20 protein-coding genes are annotated in these 20,688 nt (G+C 73.4%); 8 read left to right on the top strand and 12 right to left on the bottom strand.

Features of this window, described 5'->3' with window-relative positions; all coding sequences use genetic code 11:
- Positions 1-8: 8 nt before the first annotated feature.
- Positions 9-371 (top strand): DsrE family protein, encoded by a 363-nt coding sequence (locus tag KGD83_RS03315; protein WP_026338071.1) that lies wholly within the window; start codon positions 9-11, stop codon positions 369-371.
- 237 nt (positions 372-608) lie between these two features.
- Here the strand turns inward: KGD83_RS03315 and KGD83_RS03320 are convergent, their stop codons facing one another.
- From KGD83_RS03320 to KGD83_RS03340, 5 genes are all read right to left on the bottom strand, one after another.
- Positions 609-1,355: a phosphoglyceromutase gene (locus KGD83_RS03320; RefSeq protein WP_212642462.1), complete on the bottom strand. Its 747-nt coding sequence runs from the start codon at positions 1,353-1,355 to the stop codon at positions 609-611.
- An 81-nt stretch (positions 1,356-1,436) separates the two neighbouring features.
- Positions 1,437-1,982: a type III secretion system chaperone family protein gene (locus tag KGD83_RS03325; protein ID WP_249352107.1), complete on the bottom strand. Its 546-nt coding sequence runs from the start codon at positions 1,980-1,982 to the stop codon at positions 1,437-1,439.
- Complete coding sequence (gene mshA, locus KGD83_RS03330) at positions 1,973-3,271, bottom strand: D-inositol-3-phosphate glycosyltransferase (RefSeq protein ID WP_212642463.1); 1,299 nt, start codon at positions 3,269-3,271, stop codon at positions 1,973-1,975. Before mshA ends, KGD83_RS03325 begins: the two co-directional genes overlap by 10 nt.
- A 108-nt stretch (positions 3,272-3,379) precedes the next feature.
- Positions 3,380-4,366, bottom strand: a complete 987-nt coding sequence (locus tag KGD83_RS03335; RefSeq protein WP_212642464.1) for an alpha/beta hydrolase — start codon at positions 4,364-4,366, stop codon at positions 3,380-3,382.
- 120 nt (positions 4,367-4,486) lie between these two features.
- Complete coding sequence (locus tag KGD83_RS03340) at positions 4,487-5,470, bottom strand: YbgA family protein (protein ID WP_212642465.1); 984 nt, start codon at positions 5,468-5,470, stop codon at positions 4,487-4,489.
- A 93-nt stretch (positions 5,471-5,563) separates the two neighbouring features.
- On the opposite strand from KGD83_RS03340, the gene KGD83_RS03345 reads away from it, so the two are divergent.
- Positions 5,564-6,865 (top strand): cryptochrome/photolyase family protein, encoded by a 1,302-nt coding sequence (locus tag KGD83_RS03345; protein ID WP_212642466.1) that lies wholly within the window; start codon positions 5,564-5,566, stop codon positions 6,863-6,865.
- A 136-nt stretch (positions 6,866-7,001) separates the two neighbouring features.
- Here KGD83_RS03345 and KGD83_RS03350 read toward each other — a convergent pair whose 3' ends face one another.
- Positions 7,002-7,532 (bottom strand): O-acetyl-ADP-ribose deacetylase, encoded by a 531-nt coding sequence (locus KGD83_RS03350; protein WP_212642467.1) that lies wholly within the window; start codon positions 7,530-7,532, stop codon positions 7,002-7,004.
- Between the two features lie 349 nt (positions 7,533-7,881).
- Between KGD83_RS03350 and KGD83_RS03355 the strand changes: the two genes are divergently transcribed.
- The 3 genes from KGD83_RS03355 (at position 7,882) to KGD83_RS03365 (ending at position 9,660) form a co-directional block, all read left to right on the top strand.
- Entirely contained in the window at positions 7,882-8,244 is a 363-nt protein-coding gene (locus KGD83_RS03355; RefSeq protein ID WP_013155328.1) for a BlaI/MecI/CopY family transcriptional regulator, read from the top strand.
- 5 nt (positions 8,245-8,249) lie between these two features.
- Positions 8,250-9,194: a M56 family metallopeptidase gene (locus KGD83_RS03360; protein WP_212642468.1), complete on the top strand. Its 945-nt coding sequence runs from the start codon at positions 8,250-8,252 to the stop codon at positions 9,192-9,194.
- Positions 9,195-9,360: 166 nt separating this feature from the next.
- Entirely contained in the window at positions 9,361-9,660 is a 300-nt protein-coding gene (locus KGD83_RS03365) for a DUF2516 family protein (protein WP_212642469.1), read from the top strand.
- Positions 9,661-9,672: 12 nt separating this feature from the next.
- On the opposite strand, the gene KGD83_RS03370 is transcribed toward KGD83_RS03365, so the two are convergent.
- Both KGD83_RS03370 and KGD83_RS03375 read right to left on the bottom strand, forming a co-directional pair.
- On the bottom strand, positions 9,673-12,171 hold the full coding sequence (locus KGD83_RS03370) for a hypothetical protein (RefSeq protein WP_212642470.1): 2,499 nt from the start codon (positions 12,169-12,171) through the stop codon (positions 9,673-9,675).
- A gap of 177 nt (positions 12,172-12,348) precedes the next feature.
- On the bottom strand, positions 12,349-12,942 hold the full coding sequence (locus KGD83_RS03375; RefSeq protein WP_212642471.1) for a TetR/AcrR family transcriptional regulator: 594 nt from the start codon (positions 12,940-12,942) through the stop codon (positions 12,349-12,351).
- Positions 12,943-13,106: 164 nt separating this feature from the next.
- Here KGD83_RS03375 and KGD83_RS03380 point away from each other — a divergent pair, with 164 nt between their 5' ends.
- Positions 13,107-14,066 (top strand): alpha/beta hydrolase family protein, encoded by a 960-nt coding sequence (locus KGD83_RS03380; protein ID WP_212642472.1) that lies wholly within the window; start codon positions 13,107-13,109, stop codon positions 14,064-14,066.
- A 194-nt stretch (positions 14,067-14,260) separates the two neighbouring features.
- On the opposite strand, the gene KGD83_RS03385 is transcribed toward KGD83_RS03380, so the two are convergent.
- The gene (locus tag KGD83_RS03385; protein ID WP_249352109.1) at positions 14,261-15,256 is read right to left on the bottom strand and encodes a neutral zinc metallopeptidase; all 996 of its coding nucleotides are present in this window, start codon (positions 15,254-15,256) and stop codon (positions 14,261-14,263) included.
- Positions 15,257-15,331: 75 nt separating this feature from the next.
- The gene (locus KGD83_RS03390) at positions 15,332-16,288 is read right to left on the bottom strand and encodes a neutral zinc metallopeptidase (protein ID WP_394358088.1); all 957 of its coding nucleotides are present in this window, start codon (positions 16,286-16,288) and stop codon (positions 15,332-15,334) included.
- A gap of 87 nt (positions 16,289-16,375) precedes the next feature.
- Between KGD83_RS03390 and KGD83_RS03395 the strand changes: the two genes are divergently transcribed.
- Both KGD83_RS03395 and dtd read left to right on the top strand, forming a co-directional pair.
- Positions 16,376-18,217: a DUF2207 domain-containing protein gene (locus KGD83_RS03395; protein WP_212642474.1), complete on the top strand. Its 1,842-nt coding sequence runs from the start codon at positions 16,376-16,378 to the stop codon at positions 18,215-18,217.
- 29 nt (positions 18,218-18,246) lie between these two features.
- Positions 18,247-18,672 carry a D-aminoacyl-tRNA deacylase gene (gene dtd / locus KGD83_RS03400; protein ID WP_212642475.1) on the top strand — a complete coding sequence of 142 codons (426 nt, stop codon included), beginning with the start codon at positions 18,247-18,249 and terminating at the stop codon, positions 18,670-18,672.
- A gap of 81 nt (positions 18,673-18,753) precedes the next feature.
- Here the strand turns inward: dtd and KGD83_RS03405 are convergent, their stop codons facing one another.
- Both KGD83_RS03405 and KGD83_RS03410 read right to left on the bottom strand, forming a co-directional pair.
- A complete protein-coding gene (locus KGD83_RS03405) occupies positions 18,754-19,449 on the bottom strand; it encodes a response regulator transcription factor (RefSeq protein WP_013155318.1) in 696 nt (231 codons plus the stop codon).
- Positions 19,446-20,645, bottom strand: coding sequence for a sensor histidine kinase (locus KGD83_RS03410; protein WP_212642476.1), 1,200 nt, complete (start codon positions 20,643-20,645; stop codon positions 19,446-19,448). The genes KGD83_RS03405 and KGD83_RS03410 overlap by 4 nt, the downstream gene beginning before the upstream one ends.
- Positions 20,646-20,688 lie beyond the last annotated feature (43 nt).

Consider the following 20,688-nt stretch of genomic DNA (forward strand, 5'->3'; position numbering starts at 1 on the left):
TGGCGGGCATGTCTCGTTCCTTGGTGATCAAGGTCACCGCCGGTGAGGACGACCCCGAGCGGTGCAACCAGGCGTTCACGGTGGCCGCCGCCGCCCTGGCCAGCGGCGTCGGGGTCTCCCTCTGGCTGACCGGTGAGTCGGCGTGGTTCGCGGTTCCCGGCCGTGCCGAGCGGTTCTCCCTCCCGCACGCCGCCCCCCTCAAGGACCTGCTCGACGCGGTGCTCGCCGCGGGCCGGGTGACGGTGTGCACCCAGTGCGCCGCCCGACGCGACCTGACCGGGGACGACCTGATCCGGGGCGTGCGCATCGCCGGTGCGCCGTCCTTCGTCGAGGAGGCCGTCCAGGACGGCGCGCAGGCCCTCGTCTACTGAGGCGGGCGTTGTCCACAGGCCGCGAACGGCTCTGGCGCGGCCCCTCCCAGCGGACTTAGCGTTGTAAAGGGGGAGGCCGCGCCTCCGCCCGCACCGCCATGCCCTCACACCGCCCACGACCCGCCCGGCTTCCGGCGGCACCCCGCCCGGCCCTCGCCCACGACCCGCTCTGCCCCCCACAGCACAGTGCCCGCACCGCCGAAGGCGGCACGGGCACGGCGACGGATCGGGCGGGCGTTACTTCTTGCCCTGGTTGGCGACGGCCTCGATGGCGGACTTGGCCGCCTCCGGGTCGAGGTAGGTGCCCCCGGGGTTGGTCGGCTTGAACTGGTCGTCCAGGTCGTAGCGCAGCGGGATGCCCGTCGGGATGTTCAGCCCGGCGATGTCGGCGTCGCTGACGCCGTCCAGGTGCTTGACCAGCGCGCGCAGCGAGTTGCCGTGCGCGACGACCAGCACGGTCTTGCCCGCGGCCAGGTCCGGCACGATCGAGTCGTACCAGTACGGCAGGGCGCGCTCCAGCACGTCCTTGAGGCACTCGGTGCGCGGCAGCAGCTCCGGCGGCAGCTCGCCGTAGCGGGCGTCACCGGCCTGCGAGTAGGTGTCGTCGTCCGCGATGGGCGGCGGCGGGGTGTCGTAGGAGCGGCGCCAGATCATGAACTGCTCTTCGCCGTACTCCTCGCGCGTCTGCGCCTTGTCCTTGCCCTGCAGGGCGCCGTAGTGGCGCTCGTTGAGGCGCCAGGTGCGCTCGACCGGCAGCCAGTGCAGGTCGGCGGCGTCCAGGGCGAGGTTCGCGGTGCGGATCGCGCGCTTGAGCAGGGAGGTGTAGACCACGTCCGGCCGTACGCCGGCGTCCTTGAGCAGCTCGCCGCCCCTGCGGGCCTCCTCCTCGCCAGTCGCGGACAGGTCCACGTCCACCCAGCCGGTGAACAGACCCTTCGCGTTCCAGACGCTCTCACCGTGTCGCAGCAGTACCAGAGTTCCCATGGGGACAAGCCTAGCCACCCGGGTACCGCGCTCTGGCGTCCGCCCGCCCGGTAGCGGGGAAGCGGACGCGGTCTCGGCGCCCTACCCCTCGTCCCGGGCCTCGACCAGGTGCGCGAACGCCCTCAGATTGCGCATGTCGTGGCCGCGCTCGGCGCGCCAGCGCCACTCCTTGCGGATGGCCGACGCGAACCCGCGCTCCAGCGCGCCGTTGAAGTTCTCGTCCGAGTAGGTGAGCACGCACCCCAGCAGCCGGTCGACCTCGTCGGAGGTGACGCCCTCCAGCGGCAGGCGGCCGCGGATGTAGACGTCGCCGACCTCGTCCGCGACGAAGGCCATCCCGTACATGTCGGCGCTGCGGCGCATCAGCCACAGGTAGAAGTCGGCGTGGTTCTCGTCGGGCTGACGGCAGAAGAACGACGTCAGGGTGAGGCTGTGCGGCCCCACCTCCAGCCACACCAGGGTCTTGAGCTTGGCCTTCCCCGGCAGGGTGACCAGGAACGACCCCTCACGGGGGCGCTCCACCTCCAGTTCGGCCTCCGCCACGGCCGAGGAGATCGCCTTGGCCGCGGCGTCGCGGGCAGCGTCCCTGTCCACCTGGTACTTCCCCTCCTCCTCGGTCACCGGCACGCCGCCAGGGGCAGCGCCCGGGGGGCGGTGCTCGCCCGGTACACGTCCAGCAGTTCGTCGACGGTCCGCGACCAGCCCAGAGTGGCCGCGTGCGCGGGTGCCGCCGTCGCCAGCTTGGCACGCCACGCCGGTTCGGCGATCATCCGGTGCAGCTCGGCCGCGTAGTCGTCCGGGTTGTGCCCCCGCACCAGGACACCGGACACCCCGTCGGCCACGGCCGTGGTCAGGCCGCCCACCCGTGCGGCCAGGACCGGGGTGCCGCACGCCTGCGACTCCACCGCCACCAGGCCGAACGACTCCGAGTAGGACGGCACCACGGTCACCGCGGCCGCGCGGTAGTAGTCGGCCAGCCGCTCGCGGGTCTGCGGCGGCTCGATCCGCACCACGTCCGCCACGCCCAGGGAGCGGGCCAGGTCGGTGAGCAGCCCGGGCTCGCGCATCCCGCCGCCCGAAAGGCCGCCGACCACGCCCACCACCAGGCGCGAACGCAGTGAGGGGTCGCGCTCCAACAGCGCGGCGGCGGCCCGGATGAGCACGTCGGGGGCCTTCAACCGCTGCACGCGCCCCACGAACAGCAGGAGTTCGGTGCCCGCGGGCAGCCCGATCCGCGCCAGCGCGTCCCGGCGCGAACCGGGGCTGAACACCTCCAGGTCCACACCCGGGGGGATGACGCTGATCTGGCCGTCGCGGGCGCCGTAGTGCTCCCGGAGCTGGCGGGCCTCGTCGTCGGTGTTGGCGATGAGCCGGTCGGCCTGGCGGACCAGCTGGTCCTCCCCGCGCAGCCGGGCCTCGGGCTCTGGCGAGTCGCCGTCGGCCAGGGAGGCGTTCTTCACCCTGGCCATGGTGTGCATGGACTGCACCAGGGGCACGCCCCAGCGGCGGGCGGCCACCACACCGGCCTGGCCGGACAGCCAGTAGTGCCCGTGCACGAGGTCGTAGTGGTCGGGCTCGTTCTGCGCCTCGGCCCGCAGCATCCCGAAGATGAACGGACACAGGTGCTCGGCGAGGGTGTTCTTGTCCAGTCGGCCGTAGGGCCCGGCGGGCACGTGCCGCACGTTCACGCCCGGGGCGAGTTCCACCACCGGCGGGAGGTCGGCCCGGGCCGCGCGGGTGAAAACGTCCACGGCCACGCCGCGTTCGGCCATGCGCCGGGCCACCTCGACCACGTACACGTTCATGCCTCCGGCGTCTCCGGTGCCGGGCTGATCGAGCGGGGAGGTGTGCAGACTGACGGTCGCGACCCGGGACGGGACCGCCGTCTGCTCTCCCGCGGGAACGATTCCAGACACCGGAGGTCCCTTCAGGTCGTGTGCGCAGCCGCTGTCGTCAACAGCGACGAAGGTACACACTGTTCCCGGCCGGTCCGTCCGAGGGGTCGGGTGTGCACACCGCGTGACCTAAGGCGCGGAGCTCCAGCCCGAGACCAGGAAGTCGACGGCGTCGGCGAAGGAGCTCTTCCAGGTCGTGAAGTCGTGGCCCCCGTGCGGGTGGAGCGTGGCGACCGTCATACCGCGGTCGGTGAGCAGGTCGGCGAAGCGCTCGGCCTCCCCGTGGATACTGCCCCGCTGGAGCGGCGTGTGGTCCTCGGTGCCCTCCACCAGCATGAACCTGAGGTCGCGCACCCCCTGCGAACCGAGCAGCCGGTCGGGGGAGTGCGGCTCGGTGTCGCCGCCGAAGACGCCGTAGGGGTCGTCCACCCGGAAGTAGCCGGCCCAGGACACCACCTGGGTGTAGAGGTCGGGGTTGCGCAGCGCCAGTGCCGCCGCCCCGTACCCGCCCATGGAGAACCCGCCGACGGCGCGCAGCGCGCGGGGGCGCGTGTGCTCGCCCTCGACGGCCTCCACGGCCGCGCCGGTGACGAAGCCCTCCAGCGCGAACCCCCCGTCGGCCGCGTCGCCCCACTCGGTGGTGGCGCCCCCGCTCTCCTGGCCGTAGGGGGCGGCGATGACGAACTCGATCCCCGAGCGGCACATCTGCCGGTCCAGGAGCGCGCCGACATCCTCGTCCATGAGCGTCTCGTGGGTGGAGGCCGATCCGTGCAGCAGGTAGAGCACGGGCAGGTCCGCACTGTCGGGGCCCGAGGGGCGCCGGATCCACAGGGGGCGGCCGCCCTCGGGGGCGCCGGTGTCGGGCAGGGTGACCACCTCGTCCCTGCCGGGCGCGGCGCAGGCCGAGACCTGCCCGGGGCGCGGCAGGGGAGCGGAGGGCGCCTGGATCGGGGAGAGCAGCGTCCGGCTGTGGGCCAGCCGGGGCTCGGGGCCGGGGTCGGGTTCGAGCCGCTCCGTCAGCTCCTCGGGCGGGACCGTGGCCAGCGTGGCCGCTGCCGTGGCGACCACGCAGGAGGAGACGAGCACGAAGACCCGCCGGAAGAAGGACGCGAACACACCGAAGCCTCAGGGTCGGGTCAGCGGCACCCTGTCGGGGGACCGGAGGAATATCACTGAGTGTAACTTCTCATGTGTCTTCGGTCGCAACTCGGGGGGAAATCGCCCCTCTCCCCGTGATCAGACCGTGACGGCGTGCCGCAACCGGAGGTCGTCCGGGTACGGGCGCAGGTAGGTCTGGTCGCGGGCCCACTCGACGTCCTCCGCCGCGCAGTGGTGGCGCAGCAGCGCCACCGGGACGCTCAGCGGCACCTGCTCCCGCCGGTAGTCCTCGATCGCCCCCAGCAGGTCGTGCCTGCGGGTGTCGTCCAGCAGCGCGCTCAGCATCCCGAAGGCGTGCTGGAGGGCGTTGACGTGCTTGCCCCGGCTCGGCCGCACGGCCATCGCCCGGTGGAAGGCGTCGGTGTAGGCCGCCCGGACCTCCTCGGAGTCGTCGGCGCCGGCACGGGCCACGATCCTGCCCGTCTCCCGGTAGCCCTCCGGGGAGTGCGACATCAGCTGGAGCTTCTGGCGGCTGTGGAACGCCACCAGATCGCGCGGACGCCAGTCCGACTCCCACAGGTGGCGCAGCCGCGCGTGCGCGAAGACGCGCTGGGCGAACAGCTCGCGCAGTACGGGGTCCATCAGGCGGCCCTGCTCCTCCACCGGAAGGGAGGGCAACAGCTCGGTGAGCCGCTGGGCGAAGGCGCCGCGGCCCTTGCCGTCCACCCGGCCGCCGCCCTGGTCGAACACGGGCAGAGCGAACAGGCCGCAACTGGGCGACTTGTTCTTGAGCACGTACCCGTCCAGGTTGCGCAGCTGGGCCAGGTGGTGGTCGGCGACCTCGGCCAGCTCGTCGGTGCGGTCGGCGCCGTCCGCGCTGGAGACCACCCGGTCCAGCCCCTCCCGGCGCTGCAGGCGCAGGGTGGGGCGCGGGACGCCCAGGCCGATCTCCGCCTCCGGGCAGACCGGCAGCCAGTCCACGTGCCGGTCGAGCTCGTCGGTGAGGAAACGCGAACGGGAATGCCCGCCGTTGTAGCGGACCGGAGCGCCGAGCAGGCAGCTGGACACCCCGACCCTGGGGCGGACCGGCGTGTCGGGCAGGGGAGGAAGCCGTGTGGTCATGCGACCTTCCTACCCTGTAAGCGCTCTGAGCACCGTCTTTTCCCCGAAGGATCTAGAGTGTCCACGCGAACACGTCCAGTGAAGGAGTGCCGCTTGGCGCCCGCCACCATCGTCCTGTTCACACAGGACCTCCGCGTCCACGACCACCCCGCCCTGGCCGCCGCGGTCGAGCGCCCAGGCCCGACCCTGCCGGTCTTCGTGCTGGATCCCGCAGTGGTCGGCCGGTCCGCCCGCAACCGCGCCGCCCTGCTCGCCGACGCCCTCGCCGACCTGCGGGCCGCGCTGCGCGAGCGCGGCGCCGACCTGGTCCTCCTGCGGGGCGACACCGTCCGGGAGGTCGCCGCCCTGGCCCGGGTCAGCGGGGCCGACACCGTCCACGTCACCGACGGCGTCAGCTCCCTGGCCGCGCGGCGCGCGCGACGCCTGCGCGCGGCCGGCCTGACCGTGCGCGCCTTCCCGGGGCTCACAGTGGTCCCGCCGGGGGAGGTGACCCCGGCGGGCGGCGACCACTACAAGGTGTTCACGCCCTACTGGAAGGCATGGGAGGCCGCCGCGTGGCGCGACACGGTCGCGCCGCCGGACCGCGTGGTCCTGCCCGACGGCATCCGGTCCGGCGAGCTGCCCGGACGCGGGTCGGACGGTCTGGGCGCGCTCGCCGAGGACCTGCCGAGGGGAGGGGAGCGCGCGGCCCGCGAGCGCCTGGACGCCTGGCTGTCGTCCGGGTTGGAGGCCTACCCCGACCGGCACGACGACCTGCCGGGCGCGGCCACCTCGCACCTGTCCGCCGACCTGCGCCTGGGCTGCCTGTCACCGCTGGAGGCCGCCCTGGCCGCCTCACCCCTGGCCGGGGGAGAGGCGTTCGTCCGCCAGCTCGCCTGGCGCGACTTCCACCACCAGGTCACCGCGGCCTTCCCAGCGGTGAACGTCCGCGACTACCGGCCCCGGGACAAGAGATGGCGCGAGGACCCCGACGGCCTCGAGGCCTGGAAGCGGGGGCGGACCGGCGTTCCGGTCGTGGACGCAGGAATGCGCCAGCTGCTGCGCGAGGGGTTCATGCACAACCGGGCGCGCATGATCACCGCGGCGTTCCTCACCCGGGCCCTGCGCGTGCACTGGCGAGAGGGCGCCGACCACTTCCACGCCCACCTCGTGGACGGGGACGTGGCCAACAACTACGGCAACTGGCAGTGGGTCGCGGGCACGGGCAACGACACCCGGCCCAACAGGGCGTTCAACCCGCTGCGCCAGGCGCGCAGATTCGACCCCGAAGGCGTGTACGTCCGCCGCTACCTGCCCGAACTGGCCGAGCTGCCGGGCAGGCGCGCGCACACGCCCTGGCGGGAGGAGCACCCGCCCCCGGACTACCCGGCGCCGATCGCCGACCCCGGCCACTGAGGCCGACCCGCGGCCGGACCCGGCCGGGTCCGGCCGCGGGTCGGGGGCGCGTGTTCGCGGGACCGCCCAGCGGCGTGCCGCCGCCCGCGTGCGGTGGGCCCTCCCGCCGACGCGCCGCAGCCCGCGCGGTCGCGCGTCAGCTGGGGTCGAAGGCCCGGAGGAAGGCCTGGTGCGCGACGTCGTTGAACAGCACCAGGCGGATCTCCGGCACGCGCAGGTGCGCCGAGTGCAGGGCCCAGGCGGCGATGCGAGCCGCGTCCTCGATCGGCCACCGGTAGGTGCCGGCGGAGATCGCGGGGAAGGCGATGGACTCCGCGCCCAGCTCGTGCGCGACCCGCAGGGACTCGCCGTAGCAGGAGGCCAGGAGGGCGCTGCGGTCCTCGGTGGGGCTGTAGACCGGGCCCACGGTGTGCACCACCCACCGAGCGGGCAGCCGTCCGGCCGTGGTGGCCACCGCGTCGCCGACGGGCAGGCCGCCCCCGTAGCGGCCCGCGCGCAGCTGGCGGCACTCCTCCAGGATGGACTCGCCTCCCTTGCGGTGGATGGCGCCGTCCACTCCGCCGCCGCCCAGGAGCGAGCTGTTGGCGGCGTTGACGACGGCGTCCACGCTCTGCTCGGTGACATCGCCCCGGAGGACGTGGATCCGGGAGTGGTTCGGAGAGGTCATGTCCTTCCCTTCCAGTGCCGTGGGCGGGCGGCGGTGTCCGCGCGCCGTTGTGACGGGGGTCGCGTTGTGGGACGGGCGTCCGCGCCCCGTGGTTGGCGGCGAGCCACGCACGCGCGTCCCGCCGGATCGGCCGCCGGTCCGCCGGGATCCGGCCGCGCGGGTGCGTGGCCGAGGCCGCGCCGGTCTCGGTGACCGCCCTCCGAGGCCGTTGCCGGGGGGTCCTGAGAGCGGGCCCGGGGGAGGCCGATCCCACCCCGTTCCGGGACCGGTATCCCTTGTCCCGTAGGCGATGAGGATTTAACCTGGGGGTACGACAAGCAGTAGTACGACCCCAAGTAGAATCACAGGTATGAATCGGCTTGGCGAACTTGAGCGCGCGGTGATGGATGTACTGTGGTCACGGAACGAACCAATGACGGTTCGTGAGGTCGGCAAGGCCCTGGCCGAGCGAGACCTGGCGCACACGACCGTCATGACCGTGCTCGACCGGCTCGCCAAGAAGAAGGTCGTCACCCGGGCACGTGAGGGTCGTGCGTGGCGTTACCGCCCGGCAGCCAGCCGTGAGGCATACGTCTCCGAGTTGATGTTCGACGCTCTCGGACAGACCGGGGACCGCGACGCCGCCCTGGCCGCCTTCGTCCAGTCCATGGACGGCGAGCAGGCTGAAGCGCTTCGGCGCGCACTCGCGGAAACCGAGCAGCCAAGGAACTAGTCCGTATGGTCAGTGCCGCCCTCCTCACTATCGTCGCGGTCTGCTGTCTCATCGCGATGGAAGGCCTCCACCGGGCCAAGTGGCCCTCGCGGGGGCCCTACACGGCCGTGATCACCTGGCAGGCACTCGGGCTCGCCTGGGGCGTGTCCACCATCGGCGCGCTCCTGGCCTTCGGGCTCTCCTCCTACCGGCTCGGCGCGGCCGGGGGCTCCATGGCCCTGGCCACGGACATCGTGACCGGCGAGCTGCTGCTCGCCGAACTCTCCCAGGGTCTTGAGGGCATCAGCCACATCGTGGCCGTGGTCCTTGCAGTCGTGCTGACCCTGGTGCTCTTCTACGGCCTGGTCTCCTCCTTCCTGCACGTGGTCCGCGTCCGCCGACGCCACCACGACCTCCTCGAACTCATCGCCAGCGAGCACCCCGACGTGCCCGGCGCCCGCGTGCTCGACCACCCGGCCGCCGCCGCGTACTGCCTTCCGGGCGTGCTGCGCTCGCAGGTGGTCATCAGCGCCGGGGCCCTGGCGGTCCTGGACAACCGCGAGCTGGCGGCCGTCCTGGCCCACGAGCACGCCCACCTGCGCCAGCGCCACGACCTCGTGCTGCTGCCCTTCTCCTCTCTCAAGCGCGCCTTCCCGCGGTTCCGCCTGGTCCGCACCTACTACGAGAGCGTGGCGCTGCTCATCGAGATGTGCGCCGACGACCAGGCCCGGCGCAAGAGCTCCTCGCGCGAGCTGGCCATGGCGCTGCTGCGCTTCGGCGCCGCCGGACCGGCCCCGGTGCCCGCCGGGGCGATGGCGGCCGTGCCCGACGCCGAGCCCGGGGTGATGCGGCGGGTCAACCGCCTCCTGCACCCCGACAACGAGCTGCCCTACCACGCGGGCGCCTTCATCATGGGCGGTTCCGCCTTCCTGCTGGCCGCGGTCACCTGCCTCTGGCACATCCCGCTGTGACCGCCCCGGCCGCCGGTCGCGCCCGCGCGCGGCCCGCTGCCGCCGCCGACCGCGGTCCCCGCGCGTGTGTGACACCCGCCTCCGCGGGCACGATCAACGCGTCCCATCCGTTTACGGTGGAGAGCGGGCGGACTCCCCGCTCGGAACGTCGTCGGGAGTGTGCGTTTTGTTCGGACTGATCTGGCAGGCCATCTACCTGGTCACCTTCGTGGCGAGTCTGTACGCGCTGATCGAGGCGATCCGCACGCCGGCCGCGGCCTTCGAACTGATGGACAAGCAGACCAAGAAGCTGTGGGTCATCCTCACCGGTGTCGCCACGGCACTCTCGCTGCTGGCCGTGTTCTCCGGCCGCGGCATGTTCGTCATCCTCGGCCTGGTCGCCACCCTCGTCTTCCTGCTGGACGTGCGTCCGGCCGTCAAGGGCGTGGGCGGCAACAGCAACAACGGCCCCTACGGTCCCTGGTAGGCCTTCCCGGTCTCATTCCGCGCTCCCGGCCGGTGCCTCGCGCCCCGTGCTTCCGGCTGAGGCCTCACGCCGGGCCTGCGCCTCCATGGCGTCCAGCACGCGCCTCAGCTCCGCGGAGTAGGCGGGATCGCCCGTGTAGTAGGAGTGGCCCAGGATCTCCGGGCGCCTGGCCTCGCCGGGCAGCGCGTCGTAGGAACGCGGGTCCGGCAGGGGCTCGGCCCGCTCCACAACGCGTACGGTCCCGAACCCGCCGGAGGAGTCGAGCGTGCGCACCGGCCCGGCGATCCCGTCGGTGACCCGCCACAGGTTGCGCCAGTCCGTCACCCGCTCCCGCAGGTCCGCGAACGGCCCCGGCCCGAAGTAGGCCGGGAAGTATCGGGCGTACAGGCGGTCCAGCGGTGAGCCGTGCGTGATGAGCGCGATCCGGCCCAGGCAGTCGGTGGGCAGCTGCCAGACCGTGGCCGCCGCCAGCACCGAGCCCTGCGAGTGCCCCGAGAGCACCACGTCCGTGCCCTCCCGGCACAGCAGGGCCACCCTGGCGCACAGCTGGGGCACGGCCCGTTCGGCGTAGGAGGGCGGCGCCAGAGGATGGGCCGCCCGGGGCCAGAACGTGCCCACGTCCCACACCGAGCCGACCGCCTGCCGCGTGGGCCGGTCGCGGTAGGCGCTGCGCCCGATCCACGCCAGGGCCACCAGGGCGGCGCCGCCCAGCAGGGAGCCGACGCCGATCAGCCCCGACACCGTCCCCTGGGCGAACCCCCGCACCTCGCCGGGCACCGCGGCCGCGTCCGACACGGCCGTCGTCACCGAGGCCGGACCCGCCGCCAGGTGCCCCGAGAGCGTGGAGGACAGCACGAGCACGCCCAGCGCCACCACCGGGAGCAGGAAGGCCGCCAGCACCCACGGCAGCACCTCCGTCATCCGGCCCGCCGCCCGCGCGTGGGCGATGTCCCAGGTGCGGCGGTCGCGCACGCTGCGCGCGTAGTCCTCGGTGACCCCGGCCAGGTGCGACCGTGTGTCGCGGCGCAGCCGCAGCGCGAGCACCCCCACCACGGCCAGCGCGATGGCCGCCTCCAGCGCGAACGCCAGCTGGAGCCAGGAGTAGGCGGCCGGTACCGACAGCGGCAGACAGTCCACCTCGGGGGTGGCCAGGGTGCCGCACCCGCTCAGCGCCAGCGACCCCTGGTAGACGAGCGCGGCCGAGAAGCCGCCGCCGAGCAGGGCGCCCAGGGCCGCCGTGGCCGGGCCCGCGAGGCCGCGCATAGCCGCGCCGCCGTGGGAGCGGTCGGAGGTGAACAGGAAAAGCGCCGCCGCCAGCATCACCAGCGCCAGGGCCGCCTGGACCGCGAACAGCGTGTTGAGGATCGCCCCGTTGCCGGGCAGCCGCCCCGACGCAGTCCACTCCGGGCGGGGCCAGAGCGCGTACGCGGCCACCGCGAGCCCCAGGAGTAGGGTGGCGTCGCGCAGCAGGCGGCAGATCCGGTCGGCGCGGGCGTTCCAGCGCGGGTCGGTGCCCGGGACCAGCACGCTCAGGGTGCTCAGGGTGACCACCGCCGCCAGCAGGGCCGCCAGGAGGGCGCCGACGATCCACGGCCCCGCTCCGTCCGGCGGCCCCGCCGTCGCCGGGTCCAGGTCGTGCCGCAGCGCCGGTACGACCAGCAGGGCGGTCACCGTGCCCAGGGCCGCCGAGATGTGCGCCGAGCGCAGCCGGGCCATGGTCTCGCTGTTGCGCCAGAAGCCCTCCTGGCTCAGCGGGGCGGCCTCGCTGGGGCGGGGCGGTATCGGGCTCTCCACGACCTCGTAGTCGGCGGCCGTGCGCCGCGACAGCAGCCACAGCACCACGATCAGCGCCACCGGCAGCACCGTGCCCACCAGCAGGGCCGGGCCCGGCGCGGACAGCACCGAGGAGGGCGAGCCCAGGAAGGCCAGCCAGGGGCGTGCCCGCACGCACTCCTCGCCCTGGCCGGAGGCGCACTGCCAGGCCACCAGGTCCATGCCGATCCCCGCCGCCGCCAGGGTGATGAGCACCGTCAGGGACAGCGCCAGCAGCCGCACGCTCCCGCCGTAGGCGTTGTTGGCCAGCAGCCGCGCCCCCGTGGGGGCGCGGTCCATCCGCCCGGGCCGCATCCAGTAAGCCACGTTGACGAGCATGAACGGCAGCAGCAGCAGCCAGAACGCCCGGGAGGAGCGTCCGGAGGTGAGGTTGCCCCAGGCGAAGATCTCCCGGCGCACGTTCGGCAGGGTCTCGGTGTCGGACTCGCGGCGCCAGCGGAAGAACCCCGCCAGGCGGTCGCCGCCCACGCGCATGGCGGGTTCGACGTCCAGCAGTTCCTCGGCCTGGCCGCCGCTGACGCCGTGTACGCGCAGCTCGACCCGCTCGCACGCGGGGGAGCCCGGGCCGGTAGGGAGGGGCGGCGGAGAGGCGTCGTCGGGGGAGGGCTCGGAGGAGCGGGGAGCGGGGGAGGTCGGTTCGGGCTCGTAGGGGCTGAGGGGTTCGGCGAGGTCCGACATACGAAGCATCCTGCCACGCTCCGTATCCGGGCGACAGCGGTACTTCGAACCTGTGGACAACGCCGGGGGAACCCCGCCCGCGGCCCCTTCGGGACACGGGGGAGCGCCGCCCGGGGAGGCGCCGCGTACGGCGGCGGGGCCCACGGGCGCGCCCGGGCACGTGCCCGGGCGCCGACCTCAGGAGGGCCGCGGCGGCCGCAGCCCCAGCAGGAGCGGTTCGACCAGCCGGCGCGGGTCGTAGCGGGGGTCGTCGCCGCCGACGCAGAGGTTGCCGATGCCGCGCATCAGCTCGTATGCCCGCGTGCCGGGTTCGATCTCCCCGGCCTCGACCGCGGCGTCGAGCAGGGTCGTGCAGACGGGCACCAGGCGGTCGAGGAAGTAGGCGTGCAGGGCCTCGAAGCCGCCGCTGTCCGACCGCATCGCAGCGGCCAGCCCGTGCTTGGTGACCAGGAAGTCGACGAAGAGGTCCACCCACGCGCGGAGCGCGGCGAACGGGGACCCGGCCTCTGCCAGCAGCCGCGGACCGGCCTCGGCGCAGGCCTCGACCTGGTGGCGGTAGACGGCGACGACCAGGTCCGCCCGGGTGGGGAAGTGGCGGTAGATCGTCCCCATCCCGACGCCCGCCCGGGCCGCGATCTCCCGGATCGGCGCGTCGACTCCGGAGGTGACGAACACCGCGGCGGCGGCGGTGAGCAGCTTCTGCTGGTTGCGCACCGCGTCGGCCCGCCTGCCGCGGGCCGGTACCTCCTCCGACCCCCCTGTGCTGGGCATACACGTTCTCCTTCCGGTGGCCGTTGCAAAACGGAACACCGCTCCGTATATTAAAAGGAACAGCGCTCCGCTTGCAGTCTAGCTGCGACGGGGCACTTCCGTCCGCCCTGCTCGCCGCCGGTCCGAGGGGACCCCGGCGCAGGCCACCGAAGGGAAAACGCACCATGAGCGCACCGACGCGCACGCCCGACTCCGTCGGCCCCGCCGCCGCAGTCCTCTCGGTCAGCCCGGTCGTGCTGCCCGCACCCGACCGCGCCGTGGACCTGGAGGTGCGGGTCTCCGTGCCCAGGACCGGGGGCGAACTGCCGATCGTCCTCCTCTCGCACGGCCACGGCCCCTCCCACCACCTGTCCTCGCTGAACGGCTACGCGCCCCTGGCCGACTTCTGGGCGACCCACGGGTTCGCCGTGATCCAGCCGACCCACCTGAGTTCGAGGACGCTGGACCTGGACCCAGACACCCCCGGGGCGCCGCTGTACTGGCGGTCTCGGGCCGAGGACATGACGCGCGTCCTGGACCGGCTCGACGAGATCGAGGCCGCCGTGCCCGGGCTCTCCGGACGCCTGGACCGGAGCAGGGTCGCCGTGGCCGGGCACTCGATGGGCGGGCACACCGCGAGCCTGCTGCTCGGCGCCCGGCTCACCGACCCGCGCGACGGGAAGGTGGTGGACCTGTCCGAGCCCCGGATCACGGCGGGCGTGCTGCTCGCCGCGCCCGGCGCGGGCGGTGACTCCCTCACCGAGTCCACGACCCGGGACTACCCCTTCCTCTCGACCACGGACTTCTCCACGATGACCACGCCCGCGCTCGTGGTCGCCGGGGACGCGGACGACTCCGCCCACCTGACCGTCCGCGGCCCGCAGTGGCACGTCGACCCCTACCTCCTCGCCCCCGGCCCCAAGACCCTGCTCACGCTGTTCGGCGCGGAGCACGGGCTCGGCGGGATCTCCGGGTACGACGTCGCCGAGACCACGGACGAGAGCCCCGGGCGGGTGTCCGCGGTCCAGCGCCTCACCTGGGCCTACCTCCGCGACCGGTTCCACCCCGGGGACCCCGCCTGGCCCGCGGCGTGCGACGCGCTGACGGGCGGCCCCGACCCGCTGGGAAGGGTCGAGTCCCGATAGATCCGGCCGGGGCGCGTTCCGGGGCCCGCCGCCGCGTTCACGGGCGCCGCGGCGGTGCCGGACGCGCACGCGCGGTCGGCCGTCCGGGCGCGGAACACGCTTGCCGGGGCTCCAGGGGCCCGGGAGGGCGCCGTCCACGGCCCGGCCGCCGTGCGGCGCGTACGTCCTCGCGCGGCCGTCGGGGCGGGCCCTCCTCAGTGCACCAGCGACTCGTCCGCCACGTCCCAGGTGTTGCACGCCCCCGGCCGCTGCTCCTCCAGGCCGGTCCGGGTCCACGCCACGCTGTTGTCCACCGACCCGTGCGTGCGCTCCTCCTCCTCGCCGTCCTCGCGGTCGGCGGTGGCGGCGGCGTCGTCCAGCAGCGTCTCCACGTCCCCCTCGTCCAGGGGGTAGCTCACCCGGACCGATCCCATGAACACGCCCGCCAGGCAGTTCGCCTGGAGTTCGCCGCGGCGCGTCCACGCGTTGCGCTCCAGCACGCCGTCCTCCATCTGGCGCTGCCCGTGGTAGTACTCCAGCAGCCCCGACTCCCCCTGCACGTGGTGGCCGTATTCGTGGGCCAGCAGGGACGCGTACACCACGCTGTCCGCGGCTCCGTTCCACTTGTCCACCACGTCCGCGGTGCCGATGTAGATGCTCGTGCTCGCCCGGCAGTAGAACGCGCCCGCGCTGGAGGGGTAGGCGCGGCACGGGCTGATCCCGGGCTCGTCCCAGAACACCCTCTCCGGAGGGGTGAAGGGGATGCCCGCGCGCAGGAACTGGGTCTGCCATGCGTCGTCCAGGCAGTCCGCGACCGTGTGCAGGAATCCCTCCATCGACTCGGGGTCCTCCACGTCCAGCTCCGGCACCGGGCACGGGCGCGGGCTCAGCCGCCCTGTCCCGTACAGCGGGTTGGCGACCAGCGCCTGGTACCCCGACGGGCGCTCCTGGGCGCCGAAGCCTTCCGACAGCCCCCGCCCGCCCGCCATGCCTGAGGGGTCCTGACCGGGCTTGTCGTCGGAGTCGGCGCCCGCCTCCGGGACGGTCGAGTCCTGCGCGGCCCCGGGCGGGGGGCCGTCCCCGTCGGCGGTGGTCCACGACAACAGGGCCAGCGCCAGCAGCACCACCATGAGGGCGGTCACCAGACCGAACACCCGGCGGTCGGCGCGGCGAGCCGCGGACGCCGGCGACCTACCGAACCCTGCGTACACCCCTGTCCGCCCGCCCTGTCGTCACCGTGGCCGGGCCGGACGCGCCCGACACCTGACCGTGCCCCCCGGAGCGCTTCACCGCACCAGATCCTCGGGAGCGTTCCACGTGTTGCACGCGGCCGGATCCCTGCGGTCCATGCCGTGCGCGGTCCACAGGCGGCCGTTGGCGGCCGACCCGTGGGTGTGCTCGTCGCCCCAGTCGGAGCGCAGACCGACGTCGTCGAGGATATTCTCCCGCTCGGACCCGCCGAGGCCCAGGTCCTCGCGCGAGGCGCCCAGGAAGACCCCGCCCAGGCAGTTGGCCTGGAGCTCGTTGCGCCGGGTCAGCTCGTCCGCCTCCGCCTCGTCGGCGCCCGCCCGCTCGCTGTGGAACCGCGCCAGGATGCGCGACTGCCCCTGCACGTGGTGCCCGTACTCGTGGCTGAGCAGGAACGTGTACGCCTCGGGCTTGTCGCTGCCACCGGAGGCCGCCACGATGTCCTCCACCCCCAGGTACAGGCCCTGGTTGGCCTGGCAGTAGAAGGCCGCCGTGCCCTCGCTGGGGAAGGCGCCGCACGGGCTGTTCCCGGCGGTGTGCCAGTACACGCGGTTCGGAGAGCTGAACTCCAGCCCCGCCTCGGCGAAGTAGGAGCCCCACGCCGTGTCCAGGCAGTCGGCGATCTCGTGGACGAACGCCTCCACCGACTCCGCGTCCTTCTCGTCCAGCTCGGGCACCTCACAGGTGATCTCGCCCAGCTCGCCGATCCGGTACAGCGGGTTGTCGGTGAGCGGGTCGCCCTGGCCCGAGGCCGTCAGCGGCTCCGCCGCCGACGCCCCGCCCGACCCGCCCGCCGCCGGGTCCGCCGACGCCACCGGGTGCGACCACGCGGGCTCGGAGGAGTGCAGGGCGGCCGAGATCGCCAGGAAACCGGTGAACCCCACCGCGGCCACCCCGGTGCCCAGCGTGAGCGAGACCCCCAGGCCCATCCGCTGGAGGAGTCCGGGGTCCTCGGGCCAGAAGTCCGGTCCCCGAACCGGTCTTCGGCTCACCACGGCAGCTCCCCGCGGCACCGGGGCACGACGTCGGCCGCCGTGCCCGGGGGGAACGGTGCACCGGGGGACCGGATAGGCTCTCGCGACATGTGGTGGGTTGGCTCCTGGCGCCCGGCCGTCGCGGTCGCGACGGCCGTCTTCGTGTTGTCCTCACTGCTCACGGCGCTTGTCGTCGCGTGGCCGGGTGGGGAGGCCCACGCCGCGACGCCAGCGGCACCGGCTCCCACAGTACCGGGGGGCTCCGTGACGCCCGCCAGCGACCGGTCCGCCCCGGTCATCACCAACGACGTCCGCCTCGAACTCGACAGCGCGGGCGTCCTCCACGGCGAGGAGACCATCTCCTTCTCCGGCGGCGCCCCGGCCACCTTCACCCGCTCCCTGACCGAGACGATGCTCTACGACACCGAGCACGACCGGAAGTTCGAGGTCACCGGTGTGCGGGCCACCGACCTGGACGGCGACGCCCTGGACGCCCGGGTGAGCAGGGGCGACGGCTCCCTGTCCGTGGAGATCCCCACCGAGGCCACCTCCGGGGTCGTGCTCTCCTACCGGGTGAGCGGAACCGTGAGCGAGGTCTCCCAGGGCGTCCAGCTGGAGTGGCGCGCCGTCGGCGCCTACAGCCACACCGTGGAGGCCACCGACGTGACCGTCACCGCGCCCCTGCCGCCCGAGGCGCTGTCCTGCCTGGCCGGGGAGCCGCGCAGCGCCATGTACTGCACGGCCTCCGACATGGGCGCCGACGCGGGCGTGGCCCACTTCCTCCAGGCCGACATGGAGCCCAGCGACCGGCTCGACATCGTCGTCAACTACCCGCCCGGAACCGCCGGGGGAGAGCCCATCCTCACCCGCCGCTGGTCGCTGGCCTCGGCGTTCGCGGTCACCCCGGCCACCGCCAGCGTGTTCGGGCTGCTGCTGGCGGTGCTCCTGGGCGGCCTCGTGGTGCTGATCCGCGTCCGGGGCCGCGACGAGCGCGCCCTGCGCGACGAGGCCTCGGCCGGGGACCACGCCCCGGTGGCCGAGGGCGAGCACGGGCGCCTGCGGTTCGCCCCGCCCGACGACGTGCACCCCGGCCAGATCGGCACGCTCGTCAACGAGACCGTGGACATCACCGACCTCACCGGCGCCGTGGTCGACCTGGCCGTGCGCGGCTACGTGCGTCTGGAGGAGCTGCCGCACGAGCACTTCACGTCCGTGGACTGGCGGCTGGTGCGGCTGGACGGCCCCCCGGAGGACACCCTCCGCTCCTACGAGTGGCTGCTGCTGGACGCGCTCTTCGGCGGGCGTCCGACCGTGCGCCTGTCCCAGGTGGGCTCGCCCCGCACCTCCGCCGACTTCCCGGCGCGCATCGACCGCGTGCGCGAGGAGCTGTACCGCGACATGGTGCGGCTGAAGTGGTTCGCCCGCTCGCCCAGCCAGGTGCGCAGCCGCTGGAGCGCCGTCGGCATGGCGGTGACGGCCGCGGGCGTACTCCTGACCGGGGCCCTGGCGGTCTTCACCAGCGCGGCGTTCACCGGGCTCGCCGTCATCATCGCCGGCGCCGCCGTCACGGCGGGCGCGCAGTACATGCCCGCCAAGACCGCCCTGGGCAGCTCGGTGTACGCGCACACGGTGGGCTTCCGCGACTACCTGCTGAGCCCGCGCTCGGCGACCGCGCCCCCGGGGCAGCGGGTGGAGCTGTACTCGCGCTACCTGCCCTACGCGGTGATCTTCGACGACGTCGACCACTGGGCCAACATCCTGGCCTCGGCCGCGCTCACCGACCTGACCCCCGAGGAGCTGACCGGTGACGGCCTGGCCTGGTACACGGGGCCCAGGGAATGGCGGATCGAGGACTTCGCGGACTCCATCACCACGTTCGTGGTGACGCTGACCGGCATCATCACCAACGCCCGGCGGCTGCGGGCGCTCAACCAGTTCCAGCGGCGCTAGGACGCCGCAGACCACGAGGGGGAGGCACCATGCGCGCGGTCGTGCAGCGCGTGTCGCACGCGTCGGTGACGGTGGACGGCGAGGTGGTCGGGCAGATCACCGAACCCGGCCTGATGGCGCTGGTGGGGGTCACCCACACCGACACCGCCGCCGAGGCGGTCAAGACCGCCAGGAAGCTGTGGACGCTGCGGATCCTGGAGGACGAGCGGTCGTGCTCCGACACCGGAGCTCCGCTGCTCGTGGTCAGCCAGTTCACGCTCTACGGCGACGCGCGCAAGGGCCGCCGCCCCACCTGGCAGGCCGCGGCGCCCGGCCCGGTCGCCGAACCCCTCGTGGACGCGGTCGTCGAGGAGCTGCGATCGCTCGGCGCCGTGGTGGCCACGGGGGTGTTCGGCGCGAAGATGTCGGTCTCCCTCACCAACGAGGGCCCGTTCACGGTCGTCCTGGAGGCATGAGAAGGCCCGGGCTGTGGACGCGGCCACGGCCCGGGACACGGGAGGCGGCGCAGGGAATCCCCGGAGAGATCCCGTGCCCCTCTAGACGTCGACGGTGACCGGCTCGAACTTGTAGCCCAGACCGCGGACGGTCACGATGTAGCGCGGGCTGCCCGGGTCCTCCTCGATCTTGGCGCGCAGCCTCTTGACGTGCACGTCGAGGGTCTTGGTGTCACCGACGTAGTCGGCGCCCCACACGCGGTCGATGAGCTGCATCCTGGTGAGCACCCGCCCGGCGTTGCGCAGGAGCACCTCCAGCAGCTCGAACTCCTTGAGGGGGAGCTGCACGTTGTCGCCGCGCACCGTCACCACGTGCCGCTCCACGTCCATCCGGACGGGGCCGGCCTCCAGGGCGGCGGGCAGCACGACCTCGTCCTCGCCCCGGCGGCGCAGCACCGCCCGGATGCGGGCCACGAGCTCGCGCGAGGAGAAGGGCTTGGTCACGTAGTCGTCGGCACCCAGTTCCAGACCGACGACCTTGTCGATCTCGGAGTCCTTGGCGGTGAGCATGATCACGGGGACGTTGGACTTCTGCCGCAGCGTCCGGCACACCTCGGTGCCCGACAGCCCCGGCAGCATCAGGTCCAGCAGCACCAGGTCGGCCCCGGTACGGTCGAAGGTCTCCAGCGCCACGGTCCCGGTGGGCGCCACGGCGACCTCGAAGCCCTCCTTGCGCAGCATGTACGACAGGGCGTCGCTGTAGGATTCCTCGTCCTCGACAACGAGTACGCGCGTCACTGTGCCGCCTCCTGACGGTCGGTGTTCCGGGCGGCCTCGGGCCCCCGGCTCTCGGAACGGGGCAGACGCAGAGTGAACGTCGACCCCGACCCCTCCTTGCTCCACACGGTCACTTCTCCACGGTGGTGGGTCATGATGTGCTTGACGATCGCCAGGCCCAGACCGGTACCTCCGGTGGCCCGGCTCCGAGCGGCGTCCACACGGTAGAACCGCTCGAAGATCCTTTCCAGGTCCTGCTGCGGGATCCCGATGCCCTGGTCGGCGACGCTGATGTCCACGCTGGACCTGGACAACACCACGGACACGGCGACCCGGGTGTTCTTGGGGCTGTAGGACACGGCGTTGGCGACCAGGTTGCGCAGGGCGGTGCCCAGCAGCCCCCCGTCGCCCATGATCACGACGCCCTCGGCGCCGCTGCCGACCAGTTCGATCCCCTTGGCGTCCGCGGGCATGCGCACCGAGTCCAGCGCCTCCTCCACGACGGGGCCGAGGTCGACCCGCGCGGGTTCGGCCATCGGCTCGGCGCCCTGGATGCGCGAGAGCGTGATGAGGTCCTGGATCACCGCGGTCAGCCGCGAGGCCTCGATCTGCATGCGCTCGGTGAAGCGACGCACCGCTTCCGGGTCGTCACTGGCGTCCTGTACGGTTTCCGCCAACAGGGACAAAGCACCCACCGGGGTCTTCAGCTCGTGCGAGATGTTCGCGACGAAGTCGCGGCGGACCGCCTCCAGGCGCCGGTGCTCGGTCTGGTCCTCGGCCAGCACCAGCACCAGCCCGGTCCCTCCCAGGGGGGCCACCCGCACGGCGAAGGACGTGGCGTCGGGGCCGAACTTGCGCACGGCCACCTCGATGTCCGTCTCCCGGATGACGCCGTCCCGCCGTACCTGCCGGGCCAGGGTGAGGAGTTCGCCGATGACCAGTTCCTCGCCCCGCACGATGCCGAAGGCGCGTGCGGCCGACGAGGCGCGCAGGACCCTGTCGGCGGAGTCCAGCACGACGGCGGAGGAGGGGATCGCGGAGAGCACCTCGGCTATGCCGGAGGGCAGTACGCCGCCGTCGCGGTTCGCGGGTTCCGGAGCCTGCCGCTGCCGTGCGGCGGTACCCGTACGGAAGAAAGGACCGGCCAGGACGCCGATGACGACGCCCGTGACGAGTCCGATGATGCCGGTCACCGCGGCGAGAAGTTCCCCTTGCACGGTTCGATCGTAAACGTGCGGACTGGAGCTTTACCCGGTCAGG

Source organism: Nocardiopsis akebiae (genome assembly GCF_018316795.1).
GTDB classification, from domain to species: Bacteria; Actinomycetota; Actinomycetes; order Streptosporangiales; family Streptosporangiaceae; genus Nocardiopsis; species Nocardiopsis dassonvillei.

Coding starts and splice junctions, on each gene's coding strand:
- KGD83_RS03395 (WP_212642474.1), top strand. CDS start 16,376: ATGTGGTGGGTTGGCTCCTGGCGCCCGGCCGTCGCGGTCGCGACGGCC.
- KGD83_RS03375 (WP_212642471.1), bottom strand. CDS start 12,942: ATGCCCAGCACAGGGGGGTCGGAGGAGGTACCGGCCCGCGGCAGGCGG.
- KGD83_RS03340 (WP_212642465.1), bottom strand. CDS start 5,470: ATGACCACACGGCTTCCTCCCCTGCCCGACACGCCGGTCCGCCCCAGG.
- KGD83_RS03360 (WP_212642468.1), top strand. CDS start 8,250: ATGGTCAGTGCCGCCCTCCTCACTATCGTCGCGGTCTGCTGTCTCATC.
- KGD83_RS03355 (WP_013155328.1), top strand. CDS start 7,882: ATGAATCGGCTTGGCGAACTTGAGCGCGCGGTGATGGATGTACTGTGG.
- KGD83_RS03315 (WP_026338071.1), top strand. CDS start 9: ATGTCTCGTTCCTTGGTGATCAAGGTCACCGCCGGTGAGGACGACCCC.
- KGD83_RS03320 (WP_212642462.1), bottom strand. CDS start 1,355: ATGGGAACTCTGGTACTGCTGCGACACGGTGAGAGCGTCTGGAACGCG.
- KGD83_RS03380 (WP_212642472.1), top strand. CDS start 13,107: ATGAGCGCACCGACGCGCACGCCCGACTCCGTCGGCCCCGCCGCCGCA.
- KGD83_RS03370 (WP_212642470.1), bottom strand. CDS start 12,171: ATGTCGGACCTCGCCGAACCCCTCAGCCCCTACGAGCCCGAACCGACC.
- KGD83_RS03350 (WP_212642467.1), bottom strand. CDS start 7,532: ATGACCTCTCCGAACCACTCCCGGATCCACGTCCTCCGGGGCGATGTC.
- dtd (WP_212642475.1), top strand. CDS start 18,247: ATGCGCGCGGTCGTGCAGCGCGTGTCGCACGCGTCGGTGACGGTGGAC.